Raw genomic sequence first — 24,347 nt, forward strand, 5'->3', positions numbered from 1 at the left:
TGTTATTCGCTCCTTGTTGGAAAATTGTTTTAATATGGAAATAATTATACCGTATTCCGAAATATTTAGGAAACTTAAAAACTAAGAAAGGAAAGGAAAATAATAGATTAATGGCGAATTAGTTATATATAGTAGTCCATACAAGGAGGATTTTCATGTCATATCTAATCAGTATTGAAGAGTGTGTAGAAAAGTTATTATCAGGTAATCCTGAAATGGTGATAGTGGATGCTCGATTTCAATTAAATAACCCAGAAGCTGGGAGGGAAGCATACAATGAATCGCATCTTCCAGGGGCGGTATATTTTGATTTAGAAGAAGATTTGTCTAATACACCCGGTGAGCACGGTGGAAACCATCCATTGCCAGACGTAGATGTTTTTGCAGAAAAGCTAGGTAGAGCGGGAATTGATCAAGACACAACGGTAATTGTTTATGATAATGGAAATGATATGTTTGCACCTCGGTTCTGGTGGAATTTGTATTATATGGGCCATAACCATGTGTATATTTTAGAAGGTGGATTTGAAGCTTGGATTAAAGCGGGCCATTCTGTAACAAATGAAGTACCACATAAAAAGGCAAAAACATTCATTCCCAGTCCACGTTCAGGAGAAATAGTAGATATTGATAGAATTAGGGAAAATATACATAGTAAGACAGCTACTTTAATTGATTCTAGAGGCTATGATCGATATCTAGGAAAGACGGAGCCATTATATAAAAAAGCAGGGCATATACCAGGTGCTAAAAACTACTTTTGGATGAATATTCTGGATGAGAACGGAAATTGGAAGCGCAAAGAAGAATTAGAAAAACATTTTGCTAAACTAGATAAAACAAAGGAAATCATTGTTTCTTGTGGTTCAGGTGTTTCCGCAACACCAAATGTAATTGCGCTGAAAATAGCTGGTTTTTCAAATGTTAAGTTATATCCAGGAAGCTTTAGTGATTGGATTTCTTACGAAGAAAATGAAGTAGAAACAAAGGATGAAACAAATGACTAAAAAACGATGTGCATGGGTACCTGAAGAAGATTTGTTATACAGGGATTATCATGATAATGAATGGGGAAGACCTGTTCACGATGATCAAAAATTATTTGAGATGTTAATCTTGGAAGGTGCTCAGGCTGGCCTTAGTTGGATTACCATTCTTAGAAGACGAGAAAATTACCGGGATGCATTTGATCAATTCGATCCAACTATAATCTCAAATTATGATGAGGAAAAAATTCAATCCCTTTTAACAAATGAGGGAATCATTCGTAATGAGAGAAAGATACGTTCTGTCGTTGCTAATGCAAGAGCATTTCTAAAGGTAAAAGAAGAATTCGGGAGCTTTGATACATATATATGGAGTTTTGTTGGTGGGGAGCCAATTTTAAACCACTGGAAGAGTAGTGGTGAAGTACCTGCTCAAACAGAGAAGTCCCAAGCAATGAGTAAGGATTTGAAGAAACGTGGTTTTAACTTCGTTGGTCCAACTATTTGCTATGCATTTATGCAAGCAACAGGAATGGTAAATGACCATACAGAGGATTGCTATCTTTACGTATAATAGGCTCTACGGGTGGTTACGGAGTAGAAGGTATTATACATGTAGATAGAAAATGTGCGGTAACCATTTAAATATTTATGAAGCTAGGAACTACCGATCCGGCAGAATACTCCGCTTTCCGCGGGCGGCTGGTGAGCCTCCTCGTGCGATCGCACTGTGGGGTCTCACCTATGCCTATCCTCCCGCAGGAGTCTCCGTATTCTGCCTACGCTAGTAATCTTTTCTAGATAATGATTGTTAATGTATTATTTAGTGGAGTAAACTGTTTACGCAATGCTAGCGTAGGTAATACACGGAGACTTCTCGAAAATAAAAAACGATTTTCTTCGTGCGATGTTAATGCTGCCGAAGCTTTCCTTGGGACTGCGCTTACTCGCCCATCGTAAACCATTGTCCAGGGAATAGCACGTGTCCGAAGTCCCCGCAGCGGCGGTCTTTCCGCGAGGAGGCTGAGGCCGTGTCTGCGGCAAGGTAGACACTGCGAGGTATTTTCGAGCAGATGTCGCACTTGTGCTGGAAGTGAAAGCGGAGTGTATTTCCGTAGCGGGTCAGATGCTCTAACAAGAATCTTAAGTACCGCACAGTTTCTATCAAATCTGCAACAAATTTCACAAAACAGCTAAAAAGAAAATCCGAATAAATTAGTATTCAGATGGATGAATTCTAATTTATTCGGATTTCTCTTTGGCTGGACCAGTTTGACTAGCTGTTTTTCATCTAAGCTAACTTAAATACCTTTAGCTCATCATTTAGGTGTTCTGCAAGCTTTTCTAGTTCCTCAGCGCTACTGGATACTTCTTCCATCGAGCTGAATGTCTGCTGTGCAGATGCTGCTGCCTGTTCTACACCTGCTGCGGATTCTTCTGATACAGCTGCTATTTCCTCAATTAAATTATTCATATCACTACTATTGCCAGCAATTTCTCTAAGGTTTGTTGAGATGGCTGAAATTTTTGCTGCCATCTCAGTCACGGAATTGTGGATTATAGCAAAGTTCTTACCAGTTTCCTCGACTTGTGCAGTACCTTCCTTAACCTCTGTGTAACCATTATTGAGTGATTCAACTACACTACCAGTTTCCTTTTGAATACTGGTTACAATTGTAGTGATCTCTCCTACGGACGAACCTACTTGTTCAGAAAGCTTTCTAACCTCTTCTGCGACCACTGCAAAACCTTTTCCATGTTCTCCAGCTCTAGCTGCTTCAATAGCCGCATTCAGTGATAGAAGGTTTGTTTGATCAGCGATATCTTTAATCACAGAGACTAGTTTAGAAATCTCTGCGGACTGTTTATCTAAGCCGAGAACCTTTTCAACTGCTCCTGATACAATCTGATCTATTTGCTTCATTTGTACAACAGAGGATTTCATTAATTCCTGTCCTTCGTTAGTTAAAGTTAATACATGTTCTGAAGTATTGGCAACCTCAAGTCCGTTTTCTTCTGAAAAGCGTACTTTTTGAACAAAGTCACTCATGCTTTCTGCCAAGTTAGATGCGCTATTAGCCTGATTCTCAGAACCAGAGGATAATTCCTCCATGGTAGAAGCGATTTGCTCATTTCCTTCACTTACTTCGTCGGCTGATTGAGAAAGTTCTACGCTTCTTGCTGAAACAGTGTTTGCAGCCGTTGCAACTTTAAATAGTATATCTTGAATATTATTTTTCATAGTATTTACGGCATTAGCAAGCTGACCGATTTCATCTTTTCCATTGTAATCAACAGGTTTAGCTACAAGGTTTCCATTTGCAATCTCATTTGTAGTGTGAACAACTTTTTGTAAATTTTTAGTAATCCCTCTACTTACTAATAGTAATAGAACAATACCTAGAACAACAGCAAGCGTATTTGCAATAGCTAAAGAGGTTATACCCATTTGTAAACTATCTTTGGATTTTGTAACAACTTCCAATTGATCTGCTTTTACAATTTCCATTAATTGATTGACAAGGTTTACCGTTTCTTCACGAAGCTCTGATGTTTGTGCTCTCGTTAGAGCTGCTAGATAATCTTGGTTAATTTCAACCGCGTCACTAATTTCAGTATAGAATAAATCATTCATCTTACTATCGTTTGTAACGATTTGGCTAAATAGTGTCTTTTGTTCTTCTGTCTCTAAAGAGGGCTCTATTTTTGCTTTTAATTCATCAAATTGCACCTGATATTCTTCATAGGCATCAATAAAACGAGTTTTCTTAGATAATAAATAATCAGAAATTTGAACATCCTTTACTTGAATCAATGAAGCCAAGTTAGACATATCATTTACACGAGCACTATATTGATCTATTGCTTCCACATCTTGCTGCCCTTTTGTTAGTTGGTAATAAACAAATGTCCCTGAAAGTAGGAAAAGAACGGCTGATACTAAAAAAACATATAAAAATTTACGACTAAGTTTTACATTTTGCCAGTTGAAGAGATTCCTTGTTTTTGGACTTTTTTGCTTTTTCTCTTTGTTACCCTTTGGAACTTTTATCTTTTTATTTTTCATTTCTATATCCCCCGATTGTATAGATAACATTGTCTTTATTATATCGGTTATTTTGTCGAATTTTAAAGTATTATTTGAAAATAATCGACAACTTATTTAGGGTCTTGCATTTTGTACTAGTTTTCTAGTAGAATAGCAAACTGTATGTTTCTTTAAAGTAAGAGATGAGTGGAGGGGAAAATTTGACCAATTCGGCATTCTTACAAGAAGAAAAAAGTAAGAACGAATTAAAGGAAGAACTGGATGATTTAGAAATACAGCTTTATCGTATGCAGAATAACATCAAAGAAATTGCTAAAAAGTCAGAAGTGATTAGTATTGATCAAACACCAAATGATGAGTGGGTTGTTGTCTATGCTGACAGGGATAAAGATACCTGGCAACTTATGTTGCATAGTTGTAAACGATCATTTCAAGGAAACTGGCATTCAGCACTTCAAGCAGAAGTGAAAGATGATAGTACCGTCCATATAGCTGCGATTAAAGGGGAAGAAAATAGAGGTTATGGTTCGGTTTTAATGAACCATTTAAAAGAGATTGCTAAGGAAGAGAATGTACAATATATCACGGGTGACTTAGTAAAGCGAGATTATGGTCATGTAGACAGGCTACAGTATTTCTATGAAAAACATGACTTTGATGTAACCATTGATCATACGGAAAAATGTGGCGAAATTATATGGAATGATGATGAATGATTGAGGAGACTACTTTTGTAATAAGAGTGGTCTTTTTTTGGGGAGAGGCAAGGTTCCAGGTCACTACTCTTAACAAAAAAGCCAAACAAAAAGCAATCCTAAAATGGATTGCTTCTTGTTCTATTGTTCTAGTTTCGGTGCTCTACGATGAGTCGTAGCCTGTTCATAAGCATAAGATAATTCAATAAGAGTAGGTTCAGAAAAGGCAAGCCCGGTAAATGTGACCCCTACTGGCTTGCCTTCTTTTGTATAACCAGCAGGTACAGTAATAGATGGATAGCCAGCTTTTGCAGCAATTCCCGCACCGTAATCGTTTATAAATAATAGTGCATCAAGGTTATATTCGCTTATAGCTTTGTCAATTCCCTCTGTTTGCGATAGTCTTATATCCTCTAATCTATCCTTAATATAGTCAGACTCTGTTAATCTTCCACTTTTAGACTCAGACTCTAAGAATATTTTTTGCCCGTACTTTAGTGCAGTATCTGCATGATTTTGATTAAATTGAATAACATCTAATAGTGAGTGGACAGGTATAGTAGGATCCACATTCTTTAAATAGGCATTTAATCCATTTTTGAATTCATGAATCATCACCGTAATAGAAGGTAACTCTGTTGGTAAATCAATGGGATCTATAATCGTTGCTCCTAGATTCTTCATATCTTCAATTGCTCTTTCAACTAATTGAAGCTCCTCTTTAGGTAAGCCATCTAAATATGATTGAGAAAGACCAATTCTTTTTCCCTTTAAACCTTCCACATTCAAGTATTCAGTATAATCGGTCAGTCTATTTGGGTTTGTAGAAGTTGCTGAATCATTAGTATCTTCCGCAGTGAGTGCACCAAGTAAGACAGCCGCATCTGCTACAGTTCTTGTCATCGGCCCAGCAGTATCTTGTGAACTTGAAATAGGAATCACACCAGTACGGCTAATTAATCCGACAGTAGGTTTTATACCAACAAGGGAATTACTGCTAGCAGGACTCAAAATCGATCCACTTGTTTCTGTTCCAATACCTAAAGGGGCAAAGTTTGCTGCAATCGCTGCACCTGTTCCAGCACTTGAACCACCAACATCAAATTTTCCAGGACCATAAGGGTTTAGTACCTGACCGCCAAGGGAACTGAAACCGTTTGGCATATCCATTGCGATAAAGTTTGCCCATTCGGTTAGATTGGTTTTTCCAAGGATCACCATGCCAGCATCTCGTAATTGCTTTACTAGGAATGCGTCCTCCGTAGCATAATGGTTTGCTAAAGCAACAGAACCTGCAGTAGTATGCATTTTATCTCCCGTGTTAATATTATCCTTGATCAAGACAGGGATACCATGAAGTGGTCCTCTAGCGCCATTTTCAGTCCGTTCATTATCAAGAGACTCTGCAATGAATAGTGCATCTGGATTGATTTCTAAGATTGCATTCAGTTTTGGGCCATCTTGATTATAGGTTGCAATTTGTTCAAGGAATGCCGTGACTAGACTTTTTGCAGTTAGTTTACCCGATTCCATAGCTTCTTGCAATTCGATTACACCAGCTTCAAGGAATACATTTGTCATTAATATCTCTCCTCATGTAAGTAGATAACATCTCCTGTTTCGGTTATGCTCGTTCAAATAAATGAAAATTTAATCCATAGGGATCGGCAAACATCAGGCTTTTTTCATTGTATTCTTTTGTTACTACACAACCGTGAGTTAGTAGAGTTTCTTTCGCATTCTTAAAATCCTTCACCGCTAACTCGAAGAATATTTTGTTTCCGTTACTCTTTTCAATATAAAAATTTTGTCCTCCAAATGTTAGCTTAGTTTCATCTTCATTGGACCATGCTTTTGTCATACCGAGTATATTAGTATAGAAATTAATAGCTTCTGGCTGATTTTGAACTCGGATTGCTATATTATTAGTCAAATCAAAATCGGACTCTTTATTAATTTTTCTTTTTGGGTGATAACCTTTCTGGCCGGATGGAAGGAGGTCAAAAAGTGGCCAAACCGAACAAAAATCATCTCCAGGGCCAAAGGGAGCATCGGCAATGTGAAAGATTCGCCCTTCTTTGTCTTTCTGAAAAGTGGAAACCCCTGGATGTTGGTAACCATCCTTCTCAAAGCCTAGGTCTTCTTTAAAGGATGTTCCCATGGTAGAAACCATGGGGAAATGCCATCTGCGTTCTGCCGCAAAGGCATCTTGTACTGCCGGTGAATCAGGTGTAGCAACCACAAATGCAGCCTTTTCCACAATATGATGATATACACCATTGAACCCATCTGCCCACATGGTGCAATAAGAGCATGATTTTCCCATGTTCTGAATAATAATCAATTCATCCTTGTCAGCGAATAATTCTAGTAGACTCACTTCTCCGCCTGAAGGGACTTTGAATATATAATTTTCAACTTCAACATGAGGTGCGGATTTTCTCAACTCCACAAGCCTATTTTTCTTATCATGTATTTCTTTTTCTAAGGCTTCAATTTCAGCTAATAAATCTTTTGTTTCCACATCATCATCCCCTAATTTACAAATTCAACAATCTCTAATTGGTTTCCTGAGTTATCTTCTATTACAAAGAAATACCCTGGAGGACAAGGCATTGGTTCTTTAGAAATTACTTTTACACCTTTGTCTCGAAGTTTCTTGAAATCTTCTTGAATATTACTAGACTGAATTGCTAGTAATACATTGGAAGAAGCCGGTACATTATTTGATTCTGCTTTTTCTAGAATTAAAGGCAGCCCATTATGTTCTAAACTAATGATGTTTTCTCCATACTTTTTCGATACTTTAAAATCAAGTTTTTCAGTGTAAAACTGGACGCCTTTTTCTATATCCTGTACTTTAATGGTTAAAACACATACATGATTGAGCATGCAATCCCTCGCAATCATAATTTGTCTTGTTTTAAATATTCGACAAGATCTAAAAAAATCCTTTATTATACAACACCGTATAGGAAATTTTTTCTTGCAAACTGGTTATGTTAAAATGGAAATGATCTTATAGAGAAGGAAGCGATTATATGGAATATGTAACATTGAATAATGGCTTAAAAATGCCGAAGCTAGGCTTTGGTGTTTGGTTAGTACCAGATGATGAAGCAGAAACCGCTGTAAAGAACGCAATTGAAGTTGGATATCGATCCATTGATACGGCGATGGTCTATAAAAATGAAGAAGGTGTAGGCCGTGCAATTGCTGCCTCCGGTGTACCACGAGAAGAACTGTTTATTACAACGAAACTTTGGAATTCAGATCAAGGTTATGATGAAACATTACAGGCTTTTGATGCCAGTTTAGAAAGATTGGGCCTTGATTATGTTGATCTGTACTTAATACATTGGCCGATGCCGAAAGAAAATACTTATGTTGAAACATATAAGGCATTAGAGAAGCTTTATCATGATGGTAAAGTGAAAGCAATTGGCGTTTGTAATTTCCATATTGAACACTTACAACGTCTTTTAGATGAATGTAAAGTTATCCCAGTTCTAAATCAAGTGGAGTGTCACCCATATCTTCAGCAAACAGAACTAAAGGCTTTCTGTAAAGAACATGGTATTTACGTGGAAGCTTGGAGTCCGTTAATGAATGGTAAGGACGTGTTGAATGATGAAGTGATAAAGGAAATTGCAGAAGCACATGGCAAAACCGCAGCACAAGTTATACTTCGTTGGCATCTGCAATACGACAATATTGTAATTCCTAAATCGGTAACACCTTCCCGAATTGAGGAAAACTTCAATGTGTTTGATTTTCAATTAAGTGATGTGGATATGAAAAAGATTGAAGGATTAAATCGTAATCATAGAAACGGACCAGATCCAGCGGAGTTTAATAATAAATAGATAGAAAGAGATGCAGAGGATATTTCTCCTTTGCATCTCTTTTATAACTTATGACCATGTAGTACAACTTCAGCAGTTTCCGGTGAATACATTTTTAATAATTCAATAGAGCGTTCTGCCAGTATTCCACCCAAATAATTATGTATACGTTTTTCAATATACGGATTTGATTGGATAAATGGTTTCATATTCATGTACCTATCTTCCGTGGCATAAACAATATTACGTATATTGGCCATTACAATAGTGGATAAGCACATAATACACGGCTCAACTGTTGTGTATATGACACATTCCCTTGCATGTTTTCTTAGATAAGAAGCACATTTATTCATGGCATCAATTTCTGCGTGGATGAGGTTACTGTCAGCGGACTCTATTTGATTTGAACCTCTAGCGATAATTTCATTTTGATGAACAATGACAGCTCCAATTGCCCTATCACCACGTTTACCAGCCTTTTCTGCCTCGTTTAAAGCGTCAGACATGAAGTGGACATGATCTAATTCATGAAAGTTGGCTAACATAATTATCCCCCAAACAATCGTAATATGACCATTATCCTATAATGATTTAATATCAGGCAAGAATATTTTTGGAAAATAGTAGCTTTTTCGAAAAAATATAGTAGACTATTAATGTAAATAAATGGTTCATCCATTAGAAAGAGGAGTGATGTTTTATGAGAGAAATGAAAAGAATGGGAATAAAACAGAATAAAACTTTTAAGATGGAGGAACGGTCGGCATAAGAACGTATCCTCCATGAAACCCAAGGAGGAAAAATTACTTGCATAATTTAGAAAAACTAGGCTGGAAAAACGACCATGATTTAAATGAAGAACATGTTGCTCGTGTGATGACGGTACAGAAAAATAGTTATCGCATTTCTGATGGGGAAACAGAATATCTTGCACATTTAAGTGGTAAGTTTATCAATGAGGCAATAAGTTCGTTAGATTTTCCATCAGTTGGTGATTGGATAGAAGTTCAGAAGTTACCTGACGAAAAGAAGGCAGTTATCAAAAGGGTACTTCCAAGGAAGAGCCAATTTGTTAGACAGGCTGCTGGCCTTAGAACGGATGCTCAAGTTGTGGCTGCTAATATTGATACGGTATTTATTGTTAATTCTCTTAATCATGATCTTAATGTAAGAAGAATTGAACGATATATGTTATTAGCTTATGAAAGTGGAGCAGCGCCAATTGTATTATTAACGAAGAAGGACCAGATGACGGAAGAAGAAGTTGAAAGTGCTATTTCATTAGTTAGTGAGGTTGCAATAGGTGTTCCAATTCTTGCTATTAGTAGTTTAAATGGAGATGGAATAGAGACGTTCATGGACCAATTACCAAATGGAAAGACTGGAGCTCTTTTAGGTTCATCGGGTGTTGGGAAATCCACTTTAATTAATGCTTTGTTCGGTGAAAAGATACAGGAAACAAAGGATATTCGGGAAGATGATAGTAAGGGGCGCCATACCACGACACATCGAGAAATGTTTATGCTTCCAAATGGAGCGATGCTTATTGATACACCAGGAATGCGAGAAATCCAGCTGTGGGATGGTGAATCTGGGGTGGAATCAACATTCCAAGATATTGAAGCTTTTGAGAAGGAATGTCGATTTGTAGATTGTAGTCATAAAAGTGAACCCGGCTGCCGAGTTCAAGAGGCATTGGAAAATGGCGAGCTCTCTGAAGAACGATATAAGAGTTATGTAAAGCTACAACGAGAAATTGCTTTTGAAAAGAGAAAGCAAGATCAAAAAGCAAAGCTTGAAGAAAAAAGTAAATGGAAGAAGATTAGTAAGACACAAAGGGAAAATTATAGGCATAAAAAGAGGTAAAAAAGGCATTTGTCCAGTTATGGGCAAATGCCTTTTGGTTTACAGAATTAATGACACAATTTGATAAACAAAGTAGAAACCAGCAACATAGAAAATTGCTGTCTTTATGTTGTTTTTAGCAACATATAGATAAGAAATCATAAATACAGACAGGTACAATAGTGTATAGGCTAATGAACTAAACCACAAATAGATTGTGACATCCAACAATTCTAACGGTATGGATAATAATAATAATAAACTTGGAATAGCGAGTAATGCTCCAAATTTTTCAAAGAAGAAGTTTAAATCATATCTGTTGTCAATTTTAGACGCATTATTTTTGAAAAAAAGAATTAATAATGCTAGTGTTACCCCGTATGAAATAGTACGATCAAAGTAGTCAAAGTAATCACTGAAACCAAGATACCTCAATGCATCTAAGTACTGAAAGATCCCTACTAAATTACTTAATAATACGAGACCGAGAAAAGCTATTAAGGTTATGAGTCCAAATTGATGTTTGCCTTTCACTTCATCTGAAAGAAGGTGATCCGGGTCTTTTATTGCTTGAATGACATATTGAAAGTAATTATCTAGTTGCTCTTTTCTATTAGGTCCTTCCGGTTTTTCTATTATTACCTGATCTTGATTTTCCATAATTCTATTCATTCCTCCAATACAAAATACTTACCTCTCATGATATATAAGTTTGGGAAAAAATTGTATAGTATATTGGAAGAATGATTCGTAAGTACCATAGATTTCCATTGGATAGGTATAAAGTAGCGTCAATCAAAAACACGAGATACCACTTGTTCGTACTCATCAAAGTAACCAGGTGTTTCACGGTTAGATAGACCTGCCCGCATATGCTTTACGATAGACTCATTGTACCACTTCTGTTCTTTGATACCTGCATTAAACTTGTTCCATACAACTGGTCCATTTACATGAAGGTCATTTTCCAGCCCTAATAAATTATCAAGCTTATCAGCAACGATTAAATACTTAACTTCTTTATCCGCGCTTTTGATGGTATCAATAGTGTGTTGTTTTCGTTCTTTCCACGATTTTGATTTATCCTCCGTATGAGCTGCAACGATACTAGCCACCCTTTTTCCAAAAAGTCTCTCAATGTCTTTAATTTCATAAACGGTATCTTCTACGACATCATGAAGGTAGGCTGCACATACTAGTTCTTCTGAGAATCCTTCTTTCTCCAATCGTTCGGCAACTCGAATAGGATGGGTAATGTAATCCGCATTTGAGTTTTTTCTTTTTTGCCCCGCATGGGCTTTAGTGGCAAATTCCTTTGCTTTCTCCTTCAATGATAGCCTCTCCTAACTTTTTACACTTCCCTACAGAGGGAAAGTAAATGGTACCGAAGTGTAAGAATCATTTCTTTATTTGTTACTGTATTTGGATGTAGGATATGATGAGTTGCTAATCCATCAATAAGTGCGTGCAATCGAATTACTTCTGCATGTTGATCAACATTCTCTTTTAGTAATTCGAGAGAATCAAGAGTGTTGATAATCTTTTCAATTCCTGTTCGTATTTGTATAAAAACGTTCTTACTTAACTCTTCCAATCTCCGATCAACAAGGGTCTTTGCTGAGAAGACTAACCAAACCTCCATTTCAATTTTTCTATCTTCATCAATTGGAAGTACTTCAGATAATGCCTCCTGAAACATTTCGAGTGGGGGACCGTCATAATTTTTACCTTCGATCCTCTTTCTAACCCTTTCTGATACGAGTTCCATCGAAAACAGGAATAAATCTGATTGTGATGGAAAGTAGTGACGAAGGGAGCCGACCGATAAATTCGCTTCAGCTGCAATTTTGCGAACCGAAGCATTTTCGAGCCCCTCACGAACAATGACATTCCAAGTAGATTCTGCAATTTTAATTTTTCTTTCGTTATGATTTACAATCTTTGGCATATTTTTAGTATAACACAGTTGTATTAAATAAAATAACTTGTTATATTATTAGTACAATTGTATCAAAAAGGGGATGTGAAGATTGATTGGATGGCTAATCATTGCCTGTGAAATTGGATTTTGGGTCTTTGTTATTGCAGGTTTATTTTCAAGATATATACTAAAAAACAAACAGCTTAGTAATGTTCTTCTTATCTGTACGCCAATTGTGGATATAGTTCTCCTAATTGTGACCTTTATCGATTTGAAGAATGGTGCAGTTGCCTCTACCATTCATGGTATAGCGGCTATTTATATTGGAGTGAGTATTGCATTTGGACATCAAATGATTGCTTGGGCTGATAAACAATTTTCTTATTACTTTGCCGGTGGGGAAAAGCCGGTAGGTGGAAAAAAGTATGGAGCCGAACATGCAAAACTTGAACGTGTTGGTTGGTTTAGACATTTTCTAGCATGGGTTATGGGTAGTCTTACATTGATTGGTATTATTATACTAATTGATAATACAGATCAAACAGAGGCACTCATCGGTACACTGAAGCTTTGGTCACTCATACTAGTAGTCGATTTTGTTATTAGCTTTAGTTATACAATTTTCCCAAGAAAAGCACCTAATGAAGTATAGCTCATTTCATCATCACTTTACTTTCAATCCCTTTAAGAAACAAGTAAACTATAGGTAGATAAATTGGAATGGAAGTGTGAATATGGCTGAACAAGGAATTAATAAACGTAAAACAGAACACATTCGATTATGCCTTACTGATCAAGTAGAAGGTGTGAATAAGTCAACTGGATTAGAAGGAATATCATTCATCCATAATGCATTACCAGAAATTAATTTTAATGATATTAATATAAATACCGATTTTTTAAATAAAGAACTTCAGGCTCCTTTCCTAGTCAGCTCTATGACAGGTGGATCTGAGTTAGCAACAGAAATTAACCAGAACCTTGCCTCGGCAGCGGAACAAAGAGGTTGGGCCATTGCACTTGGTTCCACAAGAGCACTACTTGAAAGTGATAAACATCAAGATTCCTTTTTAATAAGAAAACAGGCACCTACTGTTCCATTAATTGCAAACCTTGGTGCGGTACAACTTAATTATGGCTATGGGCCAGAACATGCCCAAAAAATAGTAGACCTAACGGAAGCGGATGCACTTTATCTTCATTTAAATACCCTCCAGGAAGTTATCCAGGACGAAGGTGATCTAAACTTTGACAATTTACTACCTAAAATTGAGGCGGTTTGTAAGTCGTTAACCGTTCCGGTTGGTGTAAAGGAAGTTGGATTTGGAATTGATGGTATTATTGCCAAAAAGCTGCAAGACGTGGGTGTAACATTCATTGATGTGGCTGGAGCTGGTGGTACTTCCTGGAGCCAAGTAGAAAAATTGCGTTCACAGGACCCGTTACGAAAAGCTGCAGCGGAAGCCTTTAATAGCTGGGGAATCCCTACGAAAGATTGTATTGTTTCTGTACGTAGTAAATTAGAGGACGTCCCGTTAGTAGCAAGTGGTGGAATGAAGACTGGTTTAGATGCTGCAAAAGCAATAACGATTGGTGCAGATGTCATTGGATTTGCAAGATCACTGCTACAAGCGGCAACAGAATCAGTTGAGGCTGTATCAAAAGTAATGGAGCAAATTGAGTTTGAATTAAAAATCTCAATGTTCGGTATTGGTGCCAGGGATTTGGGGGAATTAAAGAACACAAATAGAGTTAATATTATGGGAAGATCTCTGTTAGATGAACAGAATTAACTAGAGTAAGGGAGAGAAGATAAATTGTCTTTTCTCCATTATAAATTCTTGAATCAAAAACAAACGTCTTTCTAAGGCATATATGAGCATTGATTCTAATTTAATTTCAAATTATGGTCATTACATTTACCCCTCTTTTTTTATTAATAAGCACAACATTATTTACCGCAAATCATGTTATGGTAATATATTTGTAAGCAATAGAGAGAGGTGCGGTACATGAAAATAGAGGTTTGGTCCGACTTTGTATGCCCATTTTGCTATATCGGTAAAAGGAAACTAGAATTAGCTCTAGAAAACTTTGAGCATCGGGACCAAGTAAGAATTGAGTTTAAAAGTTATGAACTTGCCCCAGATGCTAAATCAAAAAAAGGGATGCCTTTAGAGTATGCAAATCAAATGAATGAGAATGTCGGTAACCAGGCTGCTAAAGTTGGTTTATTATATAATTTTGATACAATGCAGCATACCAATACATTTGATGCTCATCGGATTGCCAAATATGCGGAAACAAAAAACCTAGGGAAAGAGCTAGTGGAGAAGTTGTTACATGCGTTCTTTACTGACTCGGAATTAATTAGTGATTACGAAACGTTAAAAAGACTTGCTATGGAAGTTGGTCTTGATGAGGAAGAAGTAGAGGATGTACTAGAGACAAAGCGTTTTAGAAACCGTGTGCTAGAAGACAAGGAGCTTGCAAGACAAATTGGCGTACAAGGTATACCATTCTTTGTTTTTAATGAAAAATATTCTCTATCCGGTGCACAACCACAGGATGTATTTGAACAAGTTCTTGTTAAAGTTTGGGAAGAAGAATGTAAAAATCCTGCTTTAGAATCATTGAATAAATCTGATTCAAAGACTACTTATTGTATGGGAAAAGATTGTGAAGTTGAAGATGAATAACATGTAATTGGAAGCTTGCTATGTATCTAGCAAGTTTTTTTTATGTAATAAGTAATCAGACTGTACTTGGCTATGCCGTATTTTGATTGTGATTTCAGCACTCACGAAACGAATAAGAGCAGTATTTATGAACTTTATTTGTAGAAGTTTTTCATTAATGGTGATACCGGTTACCTTATGTGCTTGATTTTATTGTGTTCTATTTATATAATTAGTGTTGTACTTGGAATGATAATCATTTTCAATTAATATTCTAAGAATAAACAGGTTATGAGGAAGACATATGAAATTGTGGATGTTAATAATTTTAGGTATAGTCCTGTCCATCATATCGCTTTTTATAGGTGCTATAGATATAAGTATAAGTGATTTGCTAGACTTTGAATCTGATAAGCTACAAATCTTTTTAGTGAGTAGAGTACCACGTTTACTTGCGATTATCTTGGCGGGGGCGGGAATGAGTATTGCTGGACTCATCATGCAAAGCTTGAGTCGTAATAAATTTGTCTCCCCAACAACAGCTGGGACATTAGATGCGGCTAAGTTAGGAATTATGATTTCCATGTTATTCTTAACGAATGTAACCTATACACAGCAAATTATTTTTAGTTTTGCATTTGCATTGGCAGGAACATTTATTTTTATGCAAATTTTAGATCGTATAAAATTTAAAGATGTCATTTTTGTTCCATTAATTGGGATAATGTATGGAAACATCTTGTCATCCATAACTACATTTTTGGGGTACGAAGCAGATTTACTTCAAAATATATCATCTTGGTTAATGGGGAGCTTTACATTAATAATTGCAGGTCGTTATGAACTGCTCTATGTAAGTGTTCCCGCGATTATATTAGCGTACCTGTATGCGAATAAATTTACAGTAGCTGGTATGGGAGAGGATTTTGCCAAGAACTTAGGTTTAAGTTATAAGTTCGTGTTAAATATCGGGCTAGTTCTCGTAGCCATCATTGCAACATCTGTCGTGTTAACTGTAGGTGTTATACCATTTTTAGGGCTAATTGTACCAAATATTGTTTCGCTTTATATGGGTGACAATTTAAGAAAAACTATCCCCCATACAATGGCATTAGGTGCTGTGTTTCTATTAATCTGTGACATTATTGGGCGAGTCATCATCCATCCGTATGAGATACCAGTAAACGTTACTGTTGCCGTAATCGGAAGTGCGATCTTCCTAGTGATGTTATTTAGGGGGAGAGCATATGCGAAAAAATAGTCTAAAGTTAATTTCATTAACGATATTAGCCATTATTTCTATATTGCTTTATGCATTTTATGATATCAAAGGTGGCTTTGATTATGCCTTTCCTAGGCGTGTTTTAAAGATTACTGCAATGATTGTGACTGGTGTTGCGATATCATATGCTACCGTTGTGTTCCAGACGATAACTCAAAATCGTATCTTGACCCCATCTGTTATGGGGATGGATTCCATGTATGGAGTAGTCCAAACGTTGATATACTTCTTTGCAGGTTCCATGTCGATATGGGTAGTTAATAAATATTTAAACTTTGGAGCAGCTATAGTTGCAATGGTTTTATTTGCGCTAATACTTTACAGATTTCTATTCCGCTCGGATAAACATCCTATTTATTTGCTACTACTAATTGGGATGATTATCGGTACGCTGTTAGGTAGTCTCGTTACATTTTTACAAGTAATAATTGATCCGGTTGAATATTTAAGTCTACAGTCTATGCTATTTGCGAGCTTTACCAAAGTGAAAGCAGAATTATTATATATCGCTATTGTTATTTTAATTGCTTCATTTGTTTATGGTTTCCGTATCATGACAAAGCTGGATGTTATGTCACTTGGACGTGAGAACGCGATGAACCTAGGAATAAATTATGACCGAATGGTGATGAACATCTTGATTTTATCATCGGTACTGATTGCTACATCAACAGCATTAGTCGGCCCCATTACATTTTTTGGATTAATTGTGGCAAACTTATCCTACCAGTTTTTAGTAACATACAAGCACTCGGTTTTAATTTTAGGTGCGAGTTTAATTAGTATTATTGCGTTAGTTGGAGGGCAATTCCTCGTTGAACATATACTTGAATTACGCACAACATTAAGTGTAATTATTAATTTCGTCGGTGGTGTATACTTCATTTACTTATTACTTAAAGAAAGTAGGGCTGCAAGATGATTAATATTAAAGAATTGTCAAAGCGCTATGGAAAGAAGAGCGTTGTGGAAAAGGTTTCACTCACTATTAAACCTGGTACGATTACTTCGTTTATTGGGCCAAATGGTGCAGGTAAATCAACATTGTTGTCCATGGTCAGTCGTCTATTAGAAGCAGATACAGGTGAAGTATTACTAGACCAAAATAATGTGAAAAAGTGGAAATCAGATGAGTTTGCAAAACGTGTCTCTATCTTAAAGCAATCCAACTTTATGAATGTGCGTTTAACTGTACGAGAACTGATTTCATTCGGACGTTATCCTTATTCTAAAGGTCGTCTAACAGAAATAGATGAAAAATACGTAGACAAAGCTATTGATTATATGAATTTAGGTGACATGCAGGATCAGTTTATAGATGAACTATCTGGTGGACAGAAGCAACGAGCATTTATTGCGATGGTTATTGCACAAGATACAGATTATATATTACTTGATGAACCATTAAACAACCTAGATATGAAACATTCCGTTCAAATTATGAAGATTTTACGTAAGCTTGTTGATGAACTTGGTAAAACGGTTGTTATTGTATTGCACGACATTAATTTTGCATCAGTTTATTCCGATCGTATTGTTGCTTTAAAGGATGGAAAACTAGTAAAAGATGGTCCTACTAGTGAAATTATTAATTCAACTTCTCTTCGGGAAATTTACGATATGGATATTCCAGTTCAAGTGCAAAATGGCTGTCGTATTTGTGTATATTTTAATTCTCATGGATAAAACTAATGTAAAATAAGATGAAAACGTCTTAACTAAAGAGTTCGTATATAGCGGCTATTTGTTTAAGACGTTTTTTTATGGGACTATTGAGAATTAGTTGAGTAAAAGCGATGAAACCCGTGTCTCTCAATAGATTCACTGATTAGTTAAAATATTTTAGAAAATATTTCATTTTTATGTTGACTATTGGTAAACACCGACATATAATGAGAATAGTTATCAGTGATAATGATTCTCATTATTAATGAAAATACATATAGGGGGAAACCTAAATGAAAAATTGGAAATTGTTAAGCATCATGTTTATATTGGTTATTTTTGTTCTTGCTGCATGTGGCGGAGAGAATTCAAATAAAGAGGAAGAAAATTCTAGCAGTAATACTAAAACAGCTGAAGAAGGGTCAGACGATGCTAGTTCTGCATATCCAATGACTATTTCTCCAACTGTAGGTGCTAGTGAAAACAGAGATGGAAGTGAATCTTATACGTTTGATGAAATAACATTTGAGTCAAAACCTAAAAATATTGTTGTGTTTGACTATGGTTTCTTGGATACATTAGATGCACTTGGTGTGGAAGGAATTGTTGGGGTTGCGAAAGACTCTACATTACCAGAACACCTTGAAAAATATGCAGGTGATGAGTATGCAAGTATCGGTACATTAAAAGAACCGTTACTTGAAGATATTGCAGCCTTAGACCCTGATGTTATTTTTATCTCTGGCCGTCAAGCTCCTTACTATGAACAATTAAAAGAAATCACTCCAAATGTTGTATTTGTTGGTGCGGTACAAGAAGATTACTGGAACACGTTTTTAGCTTCTGTCGATATTGCAGCTAAAATGTTCGAAAAAGAAGCAGAAGCGGAAGAATACCTAGCTAAGTTTGATGCAGCGTTAGAAGAGGTTAAAAACCTAGCTGGAAATTACGAAACTAGCTTAGTAACGATGTACAATGAGGGTAATTTATCAGGATTTTCTACAAACTCTCGTTTTGGGTATGTATATGATGTATATGGATTCCAACCGGTAACAGAGGATATTGAATCTTCCTCTCATGGTTCTAACTTTGGGTTTGAAGCTATTCTAGAACTTGATCCAGAAGTATTATTTGTAATTGACCGTACCGCAGCTGTAGGTGGGGAATCTAATATTGATAAAGATTTAGAAAATGACATTATTAAACAAACGGTTGCTTATCAAAATGATCGTGTAGTTTATTTAGATGGTCCGCTATGGTATTTAAGTGGTGGCGGTTTACAATCTGAACTAGCTAAAATTGAGGAAATTCTAGCTGAATTAAAATAGGTAAATAATATAGATATCAAGAGCAATCCGGTTTTAAACATGGGTTGCTCTTTCATATTGTAACAGCCTTTCTTGCATTTTACATACCAACTATGTTTGAATAGAAATACAACTTTAGGAAATGAGGTATATCATGAAAAAGATAATTAGTATACTTGTAATAGGGTTAATCATATTATTAGCTGCATGTGGCGACGACGAAAAGGAAGATAACGATAGTAAAGAAGCCAATACAAATCCACAGGAAGTTACGATGGAAAAAGATGAAATGGTCGCGGACGACAAAGTTGTGGTTGAAATAAATGACTCAGAAGTTAAAGGTGACCGTTATAATGCAATCTATTTACAAACAAAAATGCGAGTAGCACAGTTTGGCCAAGATACAGAGGATAAAGAGAATATAAAAGAAGTAACCATGAACGAGCTTATTGCTCAGGAATTAATAAAACAGGAAGCGAAAAAGAGTGGTATTGAAGTCTCTGATGAAGAAGTTCAAAAAGAGTTTGAAGAATTAAAATCACAAAATGAGGGTACATTTAATGATTATCTTGAGAAATTTAAATTAACAGAGGAATCATTAAAGGATCAAATTCGCTTTTCTCAAACATTAAGTAACTACATGGATCAAGAAATAAAAGTAGAAGAAGTGACAGATGCAGACATTAAAGAAACATATGAGCAATTAAAGAAAGATATGGATGATATCATGACATTTGAAGAAGCGGAACCAATTATCAAAAACCAATTAACATCCCAAAGACAAGCAGATGCACTTCAACAAAAAGTAGAAGAACTAATGAAACAAGCTGAAATTAATAAACATATCTAAATTAAGGGGAACACATGGCAAATTGTCATGTGTTCTTGATTTTTAAACAGGAAATTTTTGAGAGAATGGAGAGAGGTGTTATGCAATGCATCATTTTGACAGGAAATTAGGGTAGAAATGAAGATTGAGAAGGTGCTATAAATCATTTTGCAATGGGATTTGCATTGTAATGAGGAATAGAAGCTCTAAACATCATTTCAACCTGGTTTTGAATTATAAACCGAAATGCTCTTACAGCGAAGTTTTCATAAAAAAGTACTAATTTCAGCCAGATTAAAAAAGCCCAAGTGATATAATAAATATAAACAAAATCAAAAAGCTGGTGTTGAAATGTATATAAAAAGACTATTTTTGGTAATCTCAGGACTACTATCACTAGGACTTGCCGTCATAGGGATTTTCTTGCCACTCATACCCACAACGCCATTATTACTACTCTCAGCTGCCTGCTTCATAAGAAGCTCAGATAGATTATACCAGTGGTTAATCACAAATAAGTACTTAGGCCCATATATTAAAAATTATCGAGAAGGTAATGGTATTCCATTAACTGCAAAAATTGTCGGAGTATCCTTACTTTGGGTATCCATGCTTTTCACCATTTTTTTTGTAATACCGTTAGTTGCCGTGAAACTACTATTAGCAGGAATTGCTGCCTATTTTACGTGGTTTATCCTAAAACAAAAAACATTGGTAAAAGCCCATCTTTAATTAAAAGGTATGCCATTTATATACAGGCATATAAATACGATAAAGTATTATTAAAAGGTGGCATGAAAGCAAAAAATAACCTACAATAGTACAGATGGTTAATTTAAGGAATATTACAAAGGAATGATTTTTAGTGAACAATCATCATGTATATGAAAAACTGAATAACATTACATCAGAGCAAAATGTGATGGTTAATGAGCCTTTAAAGAATCATACGTATACACGACTTGGTGGAAGAGCTGATTTACTCGTTACACCAGAAACATATGAGCAAGTTATGGGAATTGTAAAGATTGCTAACGAAGAAGGAGTACCATTTACGTTACTAGGAAATGGCTCGAATTTGATTGTTAAAGATGGTGGTATTCGTGGTATCGTTATGAATCTAAATAAATTAAACGAAATTAAAACCGATGGTACAAAGGTCATTGCCCAAAGTGGTGCAAGAATAATTGATACATCCCGCGAGGCATTAAAGCAAAATCTAACAGGATTAGAATTTGCTTGTGGTATACCTGGTTCTGTTGGCGGGGCCTTATACATGAATGCTGGTGCGTATGGTGGAGAGATAAAAGACTGTTTGGAAAGTGCGATTGTTATTGACCGAAATGGTGATTTACTGACTCTAAATGCGGATGAATTAGATTTGGAGTATCGTCGAAGTAATATACCTGACAAAGGCTATATTGTGTTAGAAGGTACATTCGCCTTAAAAGAAGGCAACTATGAGGAAATAAAGGCAGTAATGGATGATCTTACCTTTAAACGCGAATCAAAGCAGCCACTGGAGTATCCATCATGTGGAAGTGTGTTTAAACGCCCACCAGGATATTTTGCAGGTAAGTTAATTCAAGATAGTGGATTGCAGGGCACTCAAATTGGTGGAGCCCAAGTCTCGTTAAAACATGCTGGGTTTATTGTGAATAAGGATAATGCTACTGCAGAAGAATATATTCGATTGATTCGCCATGTTCAAACTACGGTTAAGGATAAATTTGGAGTTTCTCTTGAACGTGAAGTACGGATTATTGGTGAGGATTTAGAATAAAAAAGTGAAGCTGTGCGATTGACGCACAGCTTCTTTAATATCAAGGGGAAGATATTTACTGTATTAGTATTACCTAAAATGGTTTTTATTAAACCAAAAGAATAATAAATTAACTTCTAAAACGATACAAGAACTGTTGTAATCGCTCATTATCTGATTCTTCAAGAACCTCTCTCGGTGATCCTTCTTCAGCAATTACACCATCATCTAAGAAAATAACTCGATCTGCAACTTCAAGTGCAAAATCCATCTCATGTGTAACAAGAACCATCGCCATTTCACCTTCTTCGGCAATGTCACGAATAACTTCTAGAACCTCACCAACAAGCTCTGGATCTAGAGCAGAAGTAACTTCGTCAAATAGCATAATTTTTGGGCGCATAACTAAAGCACGAGCCATCGCAACACGCTGCTTCTGTCCACCAGATAATTGACTTGGATAATTATCTAATTTATCCCCTAGCCCGACCTTTTCCAGCATTTCTATCGAACGTTTTTTGGCACCTTCTTTATCTTCCTTTTGCACTTGGATTGGTGCAGTCATACAATTTTGTAGAATTGTCATATGTGGGAAAAGATTAAAATGCTGGAATACCATTCCTATATCCCCACGAACTTCGCGTAAATGTTTTTCATTTGCAGGAACTAGTTTTCCGTTTTTCTCCATATGCCAAAGATTTTTACCATCAACAATAATTTCACCTGAAGTGGGTTGCTCTAGAGTCATTAGCATACGAATAATCGTAGTTTTTCCAGAACCACTTGGACCAATTAACGCAACCTTTTCGCCAGGGAAAATATTTAAGTCAAGTCCTTTTAAAACCTCCACATCCCCAAATGATTTATGGACATTTTTATATTCAACAATAGGTTCCATATTTGATGCGAAGGCACTTGAATTATTTTCTTCTTTTAATGATTCAACCATTATACTACCGCTCCTTTACTTTCCTGAAGCGCTGCTTTCTTATTAAAGCGGCGGTTCATTTTCTTTTCCAATTTATTAATTAAAATAGCTGAAGGATAACTTAACACTAAGAAAATAAGCGCTACAATGGTATAGGATTCTAGCATGCGGAAGTTATCCGTACCATATGTTTCTGCTAGAGCTAAGATACCTACTACCCCAATTGTTGATGCGAGAGGTACTTCCTTAAACATAATGATTAAGTAATTCCCAAGCATTGGAATTGTCGGTGGTATTGCTTGTGGTAATATGATTTTAGTCCACTTTTGTCTAGTTGAAAAGTTTAATGCAGTAGATGCTTCCCACTGTCCCTTATCAACTCCCTCTATCCCTGAACGATACACTTCACCAATATACGTACTAAAGTGTATACCGAGACCTAGAATAGCACTTTCGAACGAAGAAAGGGATACCCCAATTCCTGGAACCATTGGCCAAGCATAATAAATAAAGAATAATTGGATCAATGGAGGCGTGGATCGAATAAATTCCATCACCCAAGTAACAAGCCAATTCACGGGTTTGAATTTAATTCTTCTCAAAAAGACCCATACAAATCCAAAAATCAAAGCAAATAAAAAACATGCAAATGTTAGTCCTACTGTAACTCCTAATCCTTGTAAGATATAAGGAAATGCTTCAAAAAACATATCCCATTTCCAATTAATGTCCATTAACTAGCCACTCCTCTCTTCGAAATCTGCTCCCCTTTACGAGTTAGGAAGATTAGTGGCAATGCCATAATAAAGTAGAATACTAGTAATAGTAAATACACGGTAGGTGCTGCTGATAAATTAGTACTTCTTAAGATGTTTCCATGGTATAGAATATCTGTCATTCCAATCAATGAAACGAGTGACGTTGCTTTAAGTATTTGAATGAGATAATTTCCAAACTCCGGTAACATCATGCGAAGAGCTTGAGGGAAGATAACGATTCTCATGCGTTGTGCACGAGAAAGATTTAATGCAATGGACGCCTCTGTTTGTCCTTTATCCACGGCTAGAATAGATCCGCGAACAATCTCAGACATATAAGCTCCGTAATTTAAAGAAATTGCTAATACACCAGCCATGAGTCGGTTATCAATACCAACATCAAATAACATCGGAATCGCATAGTAGAGCCAAAACAATTGAACAATTAGAGAGGTACCTCTAAATATTTCCACATAGACACTAGTACTTCCTCTGACATATTTATTATTAGATACTCGACAAAGACCTGCAATAAAAGCGAACAGATAGCTAAAGATAGCTGAAAGAATAAAAACCGTAATCGTAATATTAATCCCTTTCATCAATACAGGGAAAACTTCTATTAATGCATTAATCATAATCACTCCTTTGAAAAGCGCAAGGCGCCCGCTTAGCGAAGTGCGGAGGTGAGGGAAGTCTCGCTAGTCGCTGGCGCCTGAAGCTAGACATCTCCTGAAATTACTTCTTATTCCTTATAAAAAAACTCCATAGGGACTGACCCCTAATGGGGAAAA

The 24,347-nt window shown here is 36.2% G+C and carries 26 protein-coding genes; 15 read left to right on the forward strand and 11 right to left on the reverse strand.

The genetic code is table 11. The annotated features are described in order from the left end of the window. Positions 1-155: 155 nt before the first annotated feature. Both TY11_RS01870 and TY11_RS01875 read left to right on the forward strand, forming a co-directional pair. Positions 156-1,007 (forward strand): sulfurtransferase, encoded by an 852-nt coding sequence (locus TY11_RS01870; protein WP_042142299.1) that lies wholly within the window; start codon positions 156-158, stop codon positions 1,005-1,007. After that, positions 991-1,560 (forward strand): DNA-3-methyladenine glycosylase I, encoded by a 570-nt coding sequence (locus tag TY11_RS01875; RefSeq protein WP_042142301.1) that lies wholly within the window; start codon positions 991-993, stop codon positions 1,558-1,560. The genes TY11_RS01870 and TY11_RS01875 overlap by 17 nt, the downstream gene beginning before the upstream one ends. A 717-nt stretch (positions 1,561-2,277) precedes the next feature. Here TY11_RS01875 and TY11_RS01880 read toward each other — a convergent pair. Continuing rightward, entirely contained in the window at positions 2,278-4,053 is a 1,776-nt protein-coding gene (locus TY11_RS01880) for a methyl-accepting chemotaxis protein (RefSeq protein WP_042142302.1), read from the reverse strand. Positions 4,054-4,235: 182 nt separating this feature from the next. Between TY11_RS01880 and TY11_RS01885 the strand changes: the two genes are divergently transcribed. Next, the gene (locus TY11_RS01885; RefSeq protein ID WP_231495752.1) at positions 4,236-4,751 is read left to right on the forward strand and encodes a hypothetical protein; all 516 of its coding nucleotides are present in this window, start codon (positions 4,236-4,238) and stop codon (positions 4,749-4,751) included. Between the two features lie 120 nt (positions 4,752-4,871). Here the strand turns inward: TY11_RS01885 and TY11_RS01890 are convergent, their stop codons facing one another. From TY11_RS01890 to TY11_RS01900, 3 genes are read right to left on the reverse strand one after another with little or no spacing between them, the layout of a single operon-like run. After that, a complete protein-coding gene (locus TY11_RS01890) occupies positions 4,872-6,311 on the reverse strand; it encodes an amidase (protein WP_042142306.1) in 1,440 nt (479 codons plus the stop codon). 43 nt (positions 6,312-6,354) lie between these two features. Further along, on the reverse strand, positions 6,355-7,254 hold the full coding sequence (locus TY11_RS01895) for a DUF899 family protein (protein WP_042142308.1): 900 nt from the start codon (positions 7,252-7,254) through the stop codon (positions 6,355-6,357). Positions 7,255-7,265: 11 nt separating this feature from the next. Beyond that, a complete protein-coding gene (locus TY11_RS01900) occupies positions 7,266-7,622 on the reverse strand; it encodes a VOC family protein (RefSeq protein WP_042142310.1) in 357 nt (118 codons plus the stop codon). Positions 7,623-7,771: 149 nt separating this feature from the next. On the opposite strand from TY11_RS01900, the gene TY11_RS01905 reads away from it, so the two are divergent. Beyond that, complete coding sequence (locus tag TY11_RS01905) at positions 7,772-8,596, forward strand: aldo/keto reductase (protein ID WP_042142311.1); 825 nt, start codon at positions 7,772-7,774, stop codon at positions 8,594-8,596. Between the two features lie 41 nt (positions 8,597-8,637). On the opposite strand, the gene TY11_RS19730 is transcribed toward TY11_RS01905, so the two are convergent. After that, positions 8,638-9,123: a nucleoside deaminase gene (locus TY11_RS19730; RefSeq protein ID WP_052345690.1), complete on the reverse strand. Its 486-nt coding sequence runs from the start codon at positions 9,121-9,123 to the stop codon at positions 8,638-8,640. A 262-nt stretch (positions 9,124-9,385) separates the two neighbouring features. On the opposite strand from TY11_RS19730, the gene rsgA reads away from it, so the two are divergent. Then, entirely contained in the window at positions 9,386-10,444 is a 1,059-nt protein-coding gene (gene rsgA, locus TY11_RS01915; protein ID WP_042142312.1) for a ribosome small subunit-dependent GTPase A, read from the forward strand. Between the two features lie 39 nt (positions 10,445-10,483). On the opposite strand, the gene TY11_RS01920 is transcribed toward rsgA, so the two are convergent. From TY11_RS01920 to TY11_RS01930, 3 genes are all read right to left on the reverse strand, one after another. After that, on the reverse strand, positions 10,484-11,095 hold the full coding sequence (locus tag TY11_RS01920; protein ID WP_155982645.1) for a hypothetical protein: 612 nt from the start codon (positions 11,093-11,095) through the stop codon (positions 10,484-10,486). A 119-nt stretch (positions 11,096-11,214) separates the two neighbouring features. Further along, entirely contained in the window at positions 11,215-11,754 is a 540-nt protein-coding gene (locus TY11_RS01925; protein ID WP_042142315.1) for an HD domain-containing protein, read from the reverse strand. A gap of 20 nt (positions 11,755-11,774) precedes the next feature. After that, positions 11,775-12,371, reverse strand: coding sequence for a TetR/AcrR family transcriptional regulator (locus tag TY11_RS01930; protein WP_042142316.1), 597 nt, complete (start codon positions 12,369-12,371; stop codon positions 11,775-11,777). An 82-nt stretch (positions 12,372-12,453) separates the two neighbouring features. Between TY11_RS01930 and TY11_RS01935 the strand changes: the two genes are divergently transcribed. From TY11_RS01935 to murB, 10 genes are all read left to right on the forward strand, one after another. Then, positions 12,454-12,996, forward strand: coding sequence for a hypothetical protein (locus TY11_RS01935; protein WP_042142318.1), 543 nt, complete (start codon positions 12,454-12,456; stop codon positions 12,994-12,996). 82 nt (positions 12,997-13,078) lie between these two features. After that, positions 13,079-14,137, forward strand: a complete 1,059-nt coding sequence (gene fni, locus TY11_RS01940; RefSeq protein ID WP_042142319.1) for a type 2 isopentenyl-diphosphate Delta-isomerase — start codon at positions 13,079-13,081, stop codon at positions 14,135-14,137. A gap of 219 nt (positions 14,138-14,356) precedes the next feature. Next, positions 14,357-15,043 (forward strand): DsbA family oxidoreductase, encoded by a 687-nt coding sequence (locus TY11_RS01945; protein ID WP_042142321.1) that lies wholly within the window; start codon positions 14,357-14,359, stop codon positions 15,041-15,043. A 283-nt stretch (positions 15,044-15,326) separates the two neighbouring features. Further along, positions 15,327-16,283 (forward strand): ABC transporter permease, encoded by a 957-nt coding sequence (locus TY11_RS01950; protein WP_042142322.1) that lies wholly within the window; start codon positions 15,327-15,329, stop codon positions 16,281-16,283. After that, on the forward strand, positions 16,270-17,226 hold the full coding sequence (locus TY11_RS01955) for an iron chelate uptake ABC transporter family permease subunit (RefSeq protein WP_042142324.1): 957 nt from the start codon (positions 16,270-16,272) through the stop codon (positions 17,224-17,226). The genes TY11_RS01950 and TY11_RS01955 overlap by 14 nt, the downstream gene beginning before the upstream one ends. Beyond that, positions 17,223-17,990, forward strand: a complete 768-nt coding sequence (locus TY11_RS01960) for an iron ABC transporter ATP-binding protein (RefSeq protein WP_042142326.1) — start codon at positions 17,223-17,225, stop codon at positions 17,988-17,990. Before TY11_RS01955 ends, TY11_RS01960 begins: the two co-directional genes overlap by 4 nt. Before the next feature lie 272 nt (positions 17,991-18,262). After that, positions 18,263-19,297, forward strand: a complete 1,035-nt coding sequence (locus tag TY11_RS01965) for a siderophore ABC transporter substrate-binding protein (RefSeq protein WP_042142329.1) — start codon at positions 18,263-18,265, stop codon at positions 19,295-19,297. A 133-nt stretch (positions 19,298-19,430) separates the two neighbouring features. Then, positions 19,431-20,126, forward strand: a complete 696-nt coding sequence (locus TY11_RS01970; RefSeq protein WP_042142331.1) for a SurA N-terminal domain-containing protein — start codon at positions 19,431-19,433, stop codon at positions 20,124-20,126. 330 nt (positions 20,127-20,456) lie between these two features. Next, on the forward strand, positions 20,457-20,837 hold the full coding sequence (locus tag TY11_RS01975; RefSeq protein WP_042142333.1) for a YbaN family protein: 381 nt from the start codon (positions 20,457-20,459) through the stop codon (positions 20,835-20,837). A 133-nt stretch (positions 20,838-20,970) separates the two neighbouring features. Further along, on the forward strand, positions 20,971-21,888 hold the full coding sequence (murB, locus tag TY11_RS01980; RefSeq protein WP_255342647.1) for a UDP-N-acetylmuramate dehydrogenase: 918 nt from the start codon (positions 20,971-20,973) through the stop codon (positions 21,886-21,888). A 109-nt stretch (positions 21,889-21,997) separates the two neighbouring features. Here murB and ehuA read toward each other — a convergent pair whose 3' ends face one another. From ehuA to TY11_RS01995, 3 genes are read right to left on the reverse strand one after another with little or no spacing between them, the layout of a single operon-like run. Continuing rightward, positions 21,998-22,816: an ectoine/hydroxyectoine ABC transporter ATP-binding protein EhuA gene (gene ehuA / locus TY11_RS01985; RefSeq protein ID WP_304413171.1), complete on the reverse strand. Its 819-nt coding sequence runs from the start codon at positions 22,814-22,816 to the stop codon at positions 21,998-22,000. Continuing rightward, positions 22,816-23,529, reverse strand: a complete 714-nt coding sequence (gene ehuD / locus TY11_RS01990; RefSeq protein WP_081755798.1) for an ectoine/hydroxyectoine ABC transporter permease subunit EhuD — start codon at positions 23,527-23,529, stop codon at positions 22,816-22,818. The genes ehuA and ehuD overlap by 1 nt, the downstream gene beginning before the upstream one ends. Then, complete coding sequence (locus TY11_RS01995) at positions 23,529-24,155, reverse strand: amino acid ABC transporter permease (RefSeq protein ID WP_042142466.1); 627 nt, start codon at positions 24,153-24,155, stop codon at positions 23,529-23,531. Before TY11_RS01995 ends, ehuD begins: the two co-directional genes overlap by 1 nt. Positions 24,156-24,347 lie beyond the last annotated feature (192 nt).

This window comes from Paucisalibacillus algeriensis, assembly GCF_000577245.1.
GTDB lineage: Bacteria > Bacillota > Bacilli > Bacillales > Amphibacillaceae > Ornithinibacillus.

Coding starts and splice junctions, on each gene's coding strand:
- TY11_RS01950 (WP_042142322.1), top strand. CDS start 15,327: ATGAAATTGTGGATGTTAATAATTTTAGGTATAGTCCTGTCCATCATA.
- TY11_RS01970 (WP_042142331.1), top strand. CDS start 19,431: ATGAAAAAGATAATTAGTATACTTGTAATAGGGTTAATCATATTATTA.
- TY11_RS01995 (WP_042142466.1), bottom strand. CDS start 24,155: ATGAAAGGGATTAATATTACGATTACGGTTTTTATTCTTTCAGCTATC.
- TY11_RS01975 (WP_042142333.1), top strand. CDS start 20,457: ATGTATATAAAAAGACTATTTTTGGTAATCTCAGGACTACTATCACTA.
- TY11_RS01890 (WP_042142306.1), bottom strand. CDS start 6,311: ATGACAAATGTATTCCTTGAAGCTGGTGTAATCGAATTGCAAGAAGCT.
- TY11_RS01930 (WP_042142316.1), bottom strand. CDS start 12,371: ATGCCAAAGATTGTAAATCATAACGAAAGAAAAATTAAAATTGCAGAA.
- TY11_RS01960 (WP_042142326.1), top strand. CDS start 17,223: ATGATTAATATTAAAGAATTGTCAAAGCGCTATGGAAAGAAGAGCGTT.
- TY11_RS01945 (WP_042142321.1), top strand. CDS start 14,357: ATGAAAATAGAGGTTTGGTCCGACTTTGTATGCCCATTTTGCTATATC.
- TY11_RS01900 (WP_042142310.1), bottom strand. CDS start 7,622: ATGCTCAATCATGTATGTGTTTTAACCATTAAAGTACAGGATATAGAA.
- TY11_RS01920 (WP_155982645.1), bottom strand. CDS start 11,095: ATGAATAGAATTATGGAAAATCAAGATCAGGTAATAATAGAAAAACCG.
- TY11_RS19730 (WP_052345690.1), bottom strand. CDS start 9,123: ATGTTAGCCAACTTTCATGAATTAGATCATGTCCACTTCATGTCTGAC.
- TY11_RS01965 (WP_042142329.1), top strand. CDS start 18,263: ATGAAAAATTGGAAATTGTTAAGCATCATGTTTATATTGGTTATTTTT.
- TY11_RS01955 (WP_042142324.1), top strand. CDS start 16,270: ATGCGAAAAAATAGTCTAAAGTTAATTTCATTAACGATATTAGCCATT.
- ehuA (WP_304413171.1), bottom strand. CDS start 22,816: ATGGTTGAATCATTAAAAGAAGAAAATAATTCAAGTGCCTTCGCATCA.
- fni (WP_042142319.1), top strand. CDS start 13,079: ATGGCTGAACAAGGAATTAATAAACGTAAAACAGAACACATTCGATTA.
- ehuD (WP_081755798.1), bottom strand. CDS start 23,529: ATGGACATTAATTGGAAATGGGATATGTTTTTTGAAGCATTTCCTTAT.
- TY11_RS01875 (WP_042142301.1), top strand. CDS start 991: ATGAAACAAATGACTAAAAAACGATGTGCATGGGTACCTGAAGAAGAT.
- TY11_RS01870 (WP_042142299.1), top strand. CDS start 156: ATGTCATATCTAATCAGTATTGAAGAGTGTGTAGAAAAGTTATTATCA.
- TY11_RS01880 (WP_042142302.1), bottom strand. CDS start 4,053: ATGAAAAATAAAAAGATAAAAGTTCCAAAGGGTAACAAAGAGAAAAAG.
- TY11_RS01905 (WP_042142311.1), top strand. CDS start 7,772: ATGGAATATGTAACATTGAATAATGGCTTAAAAATGCCGAAGCTAGGC.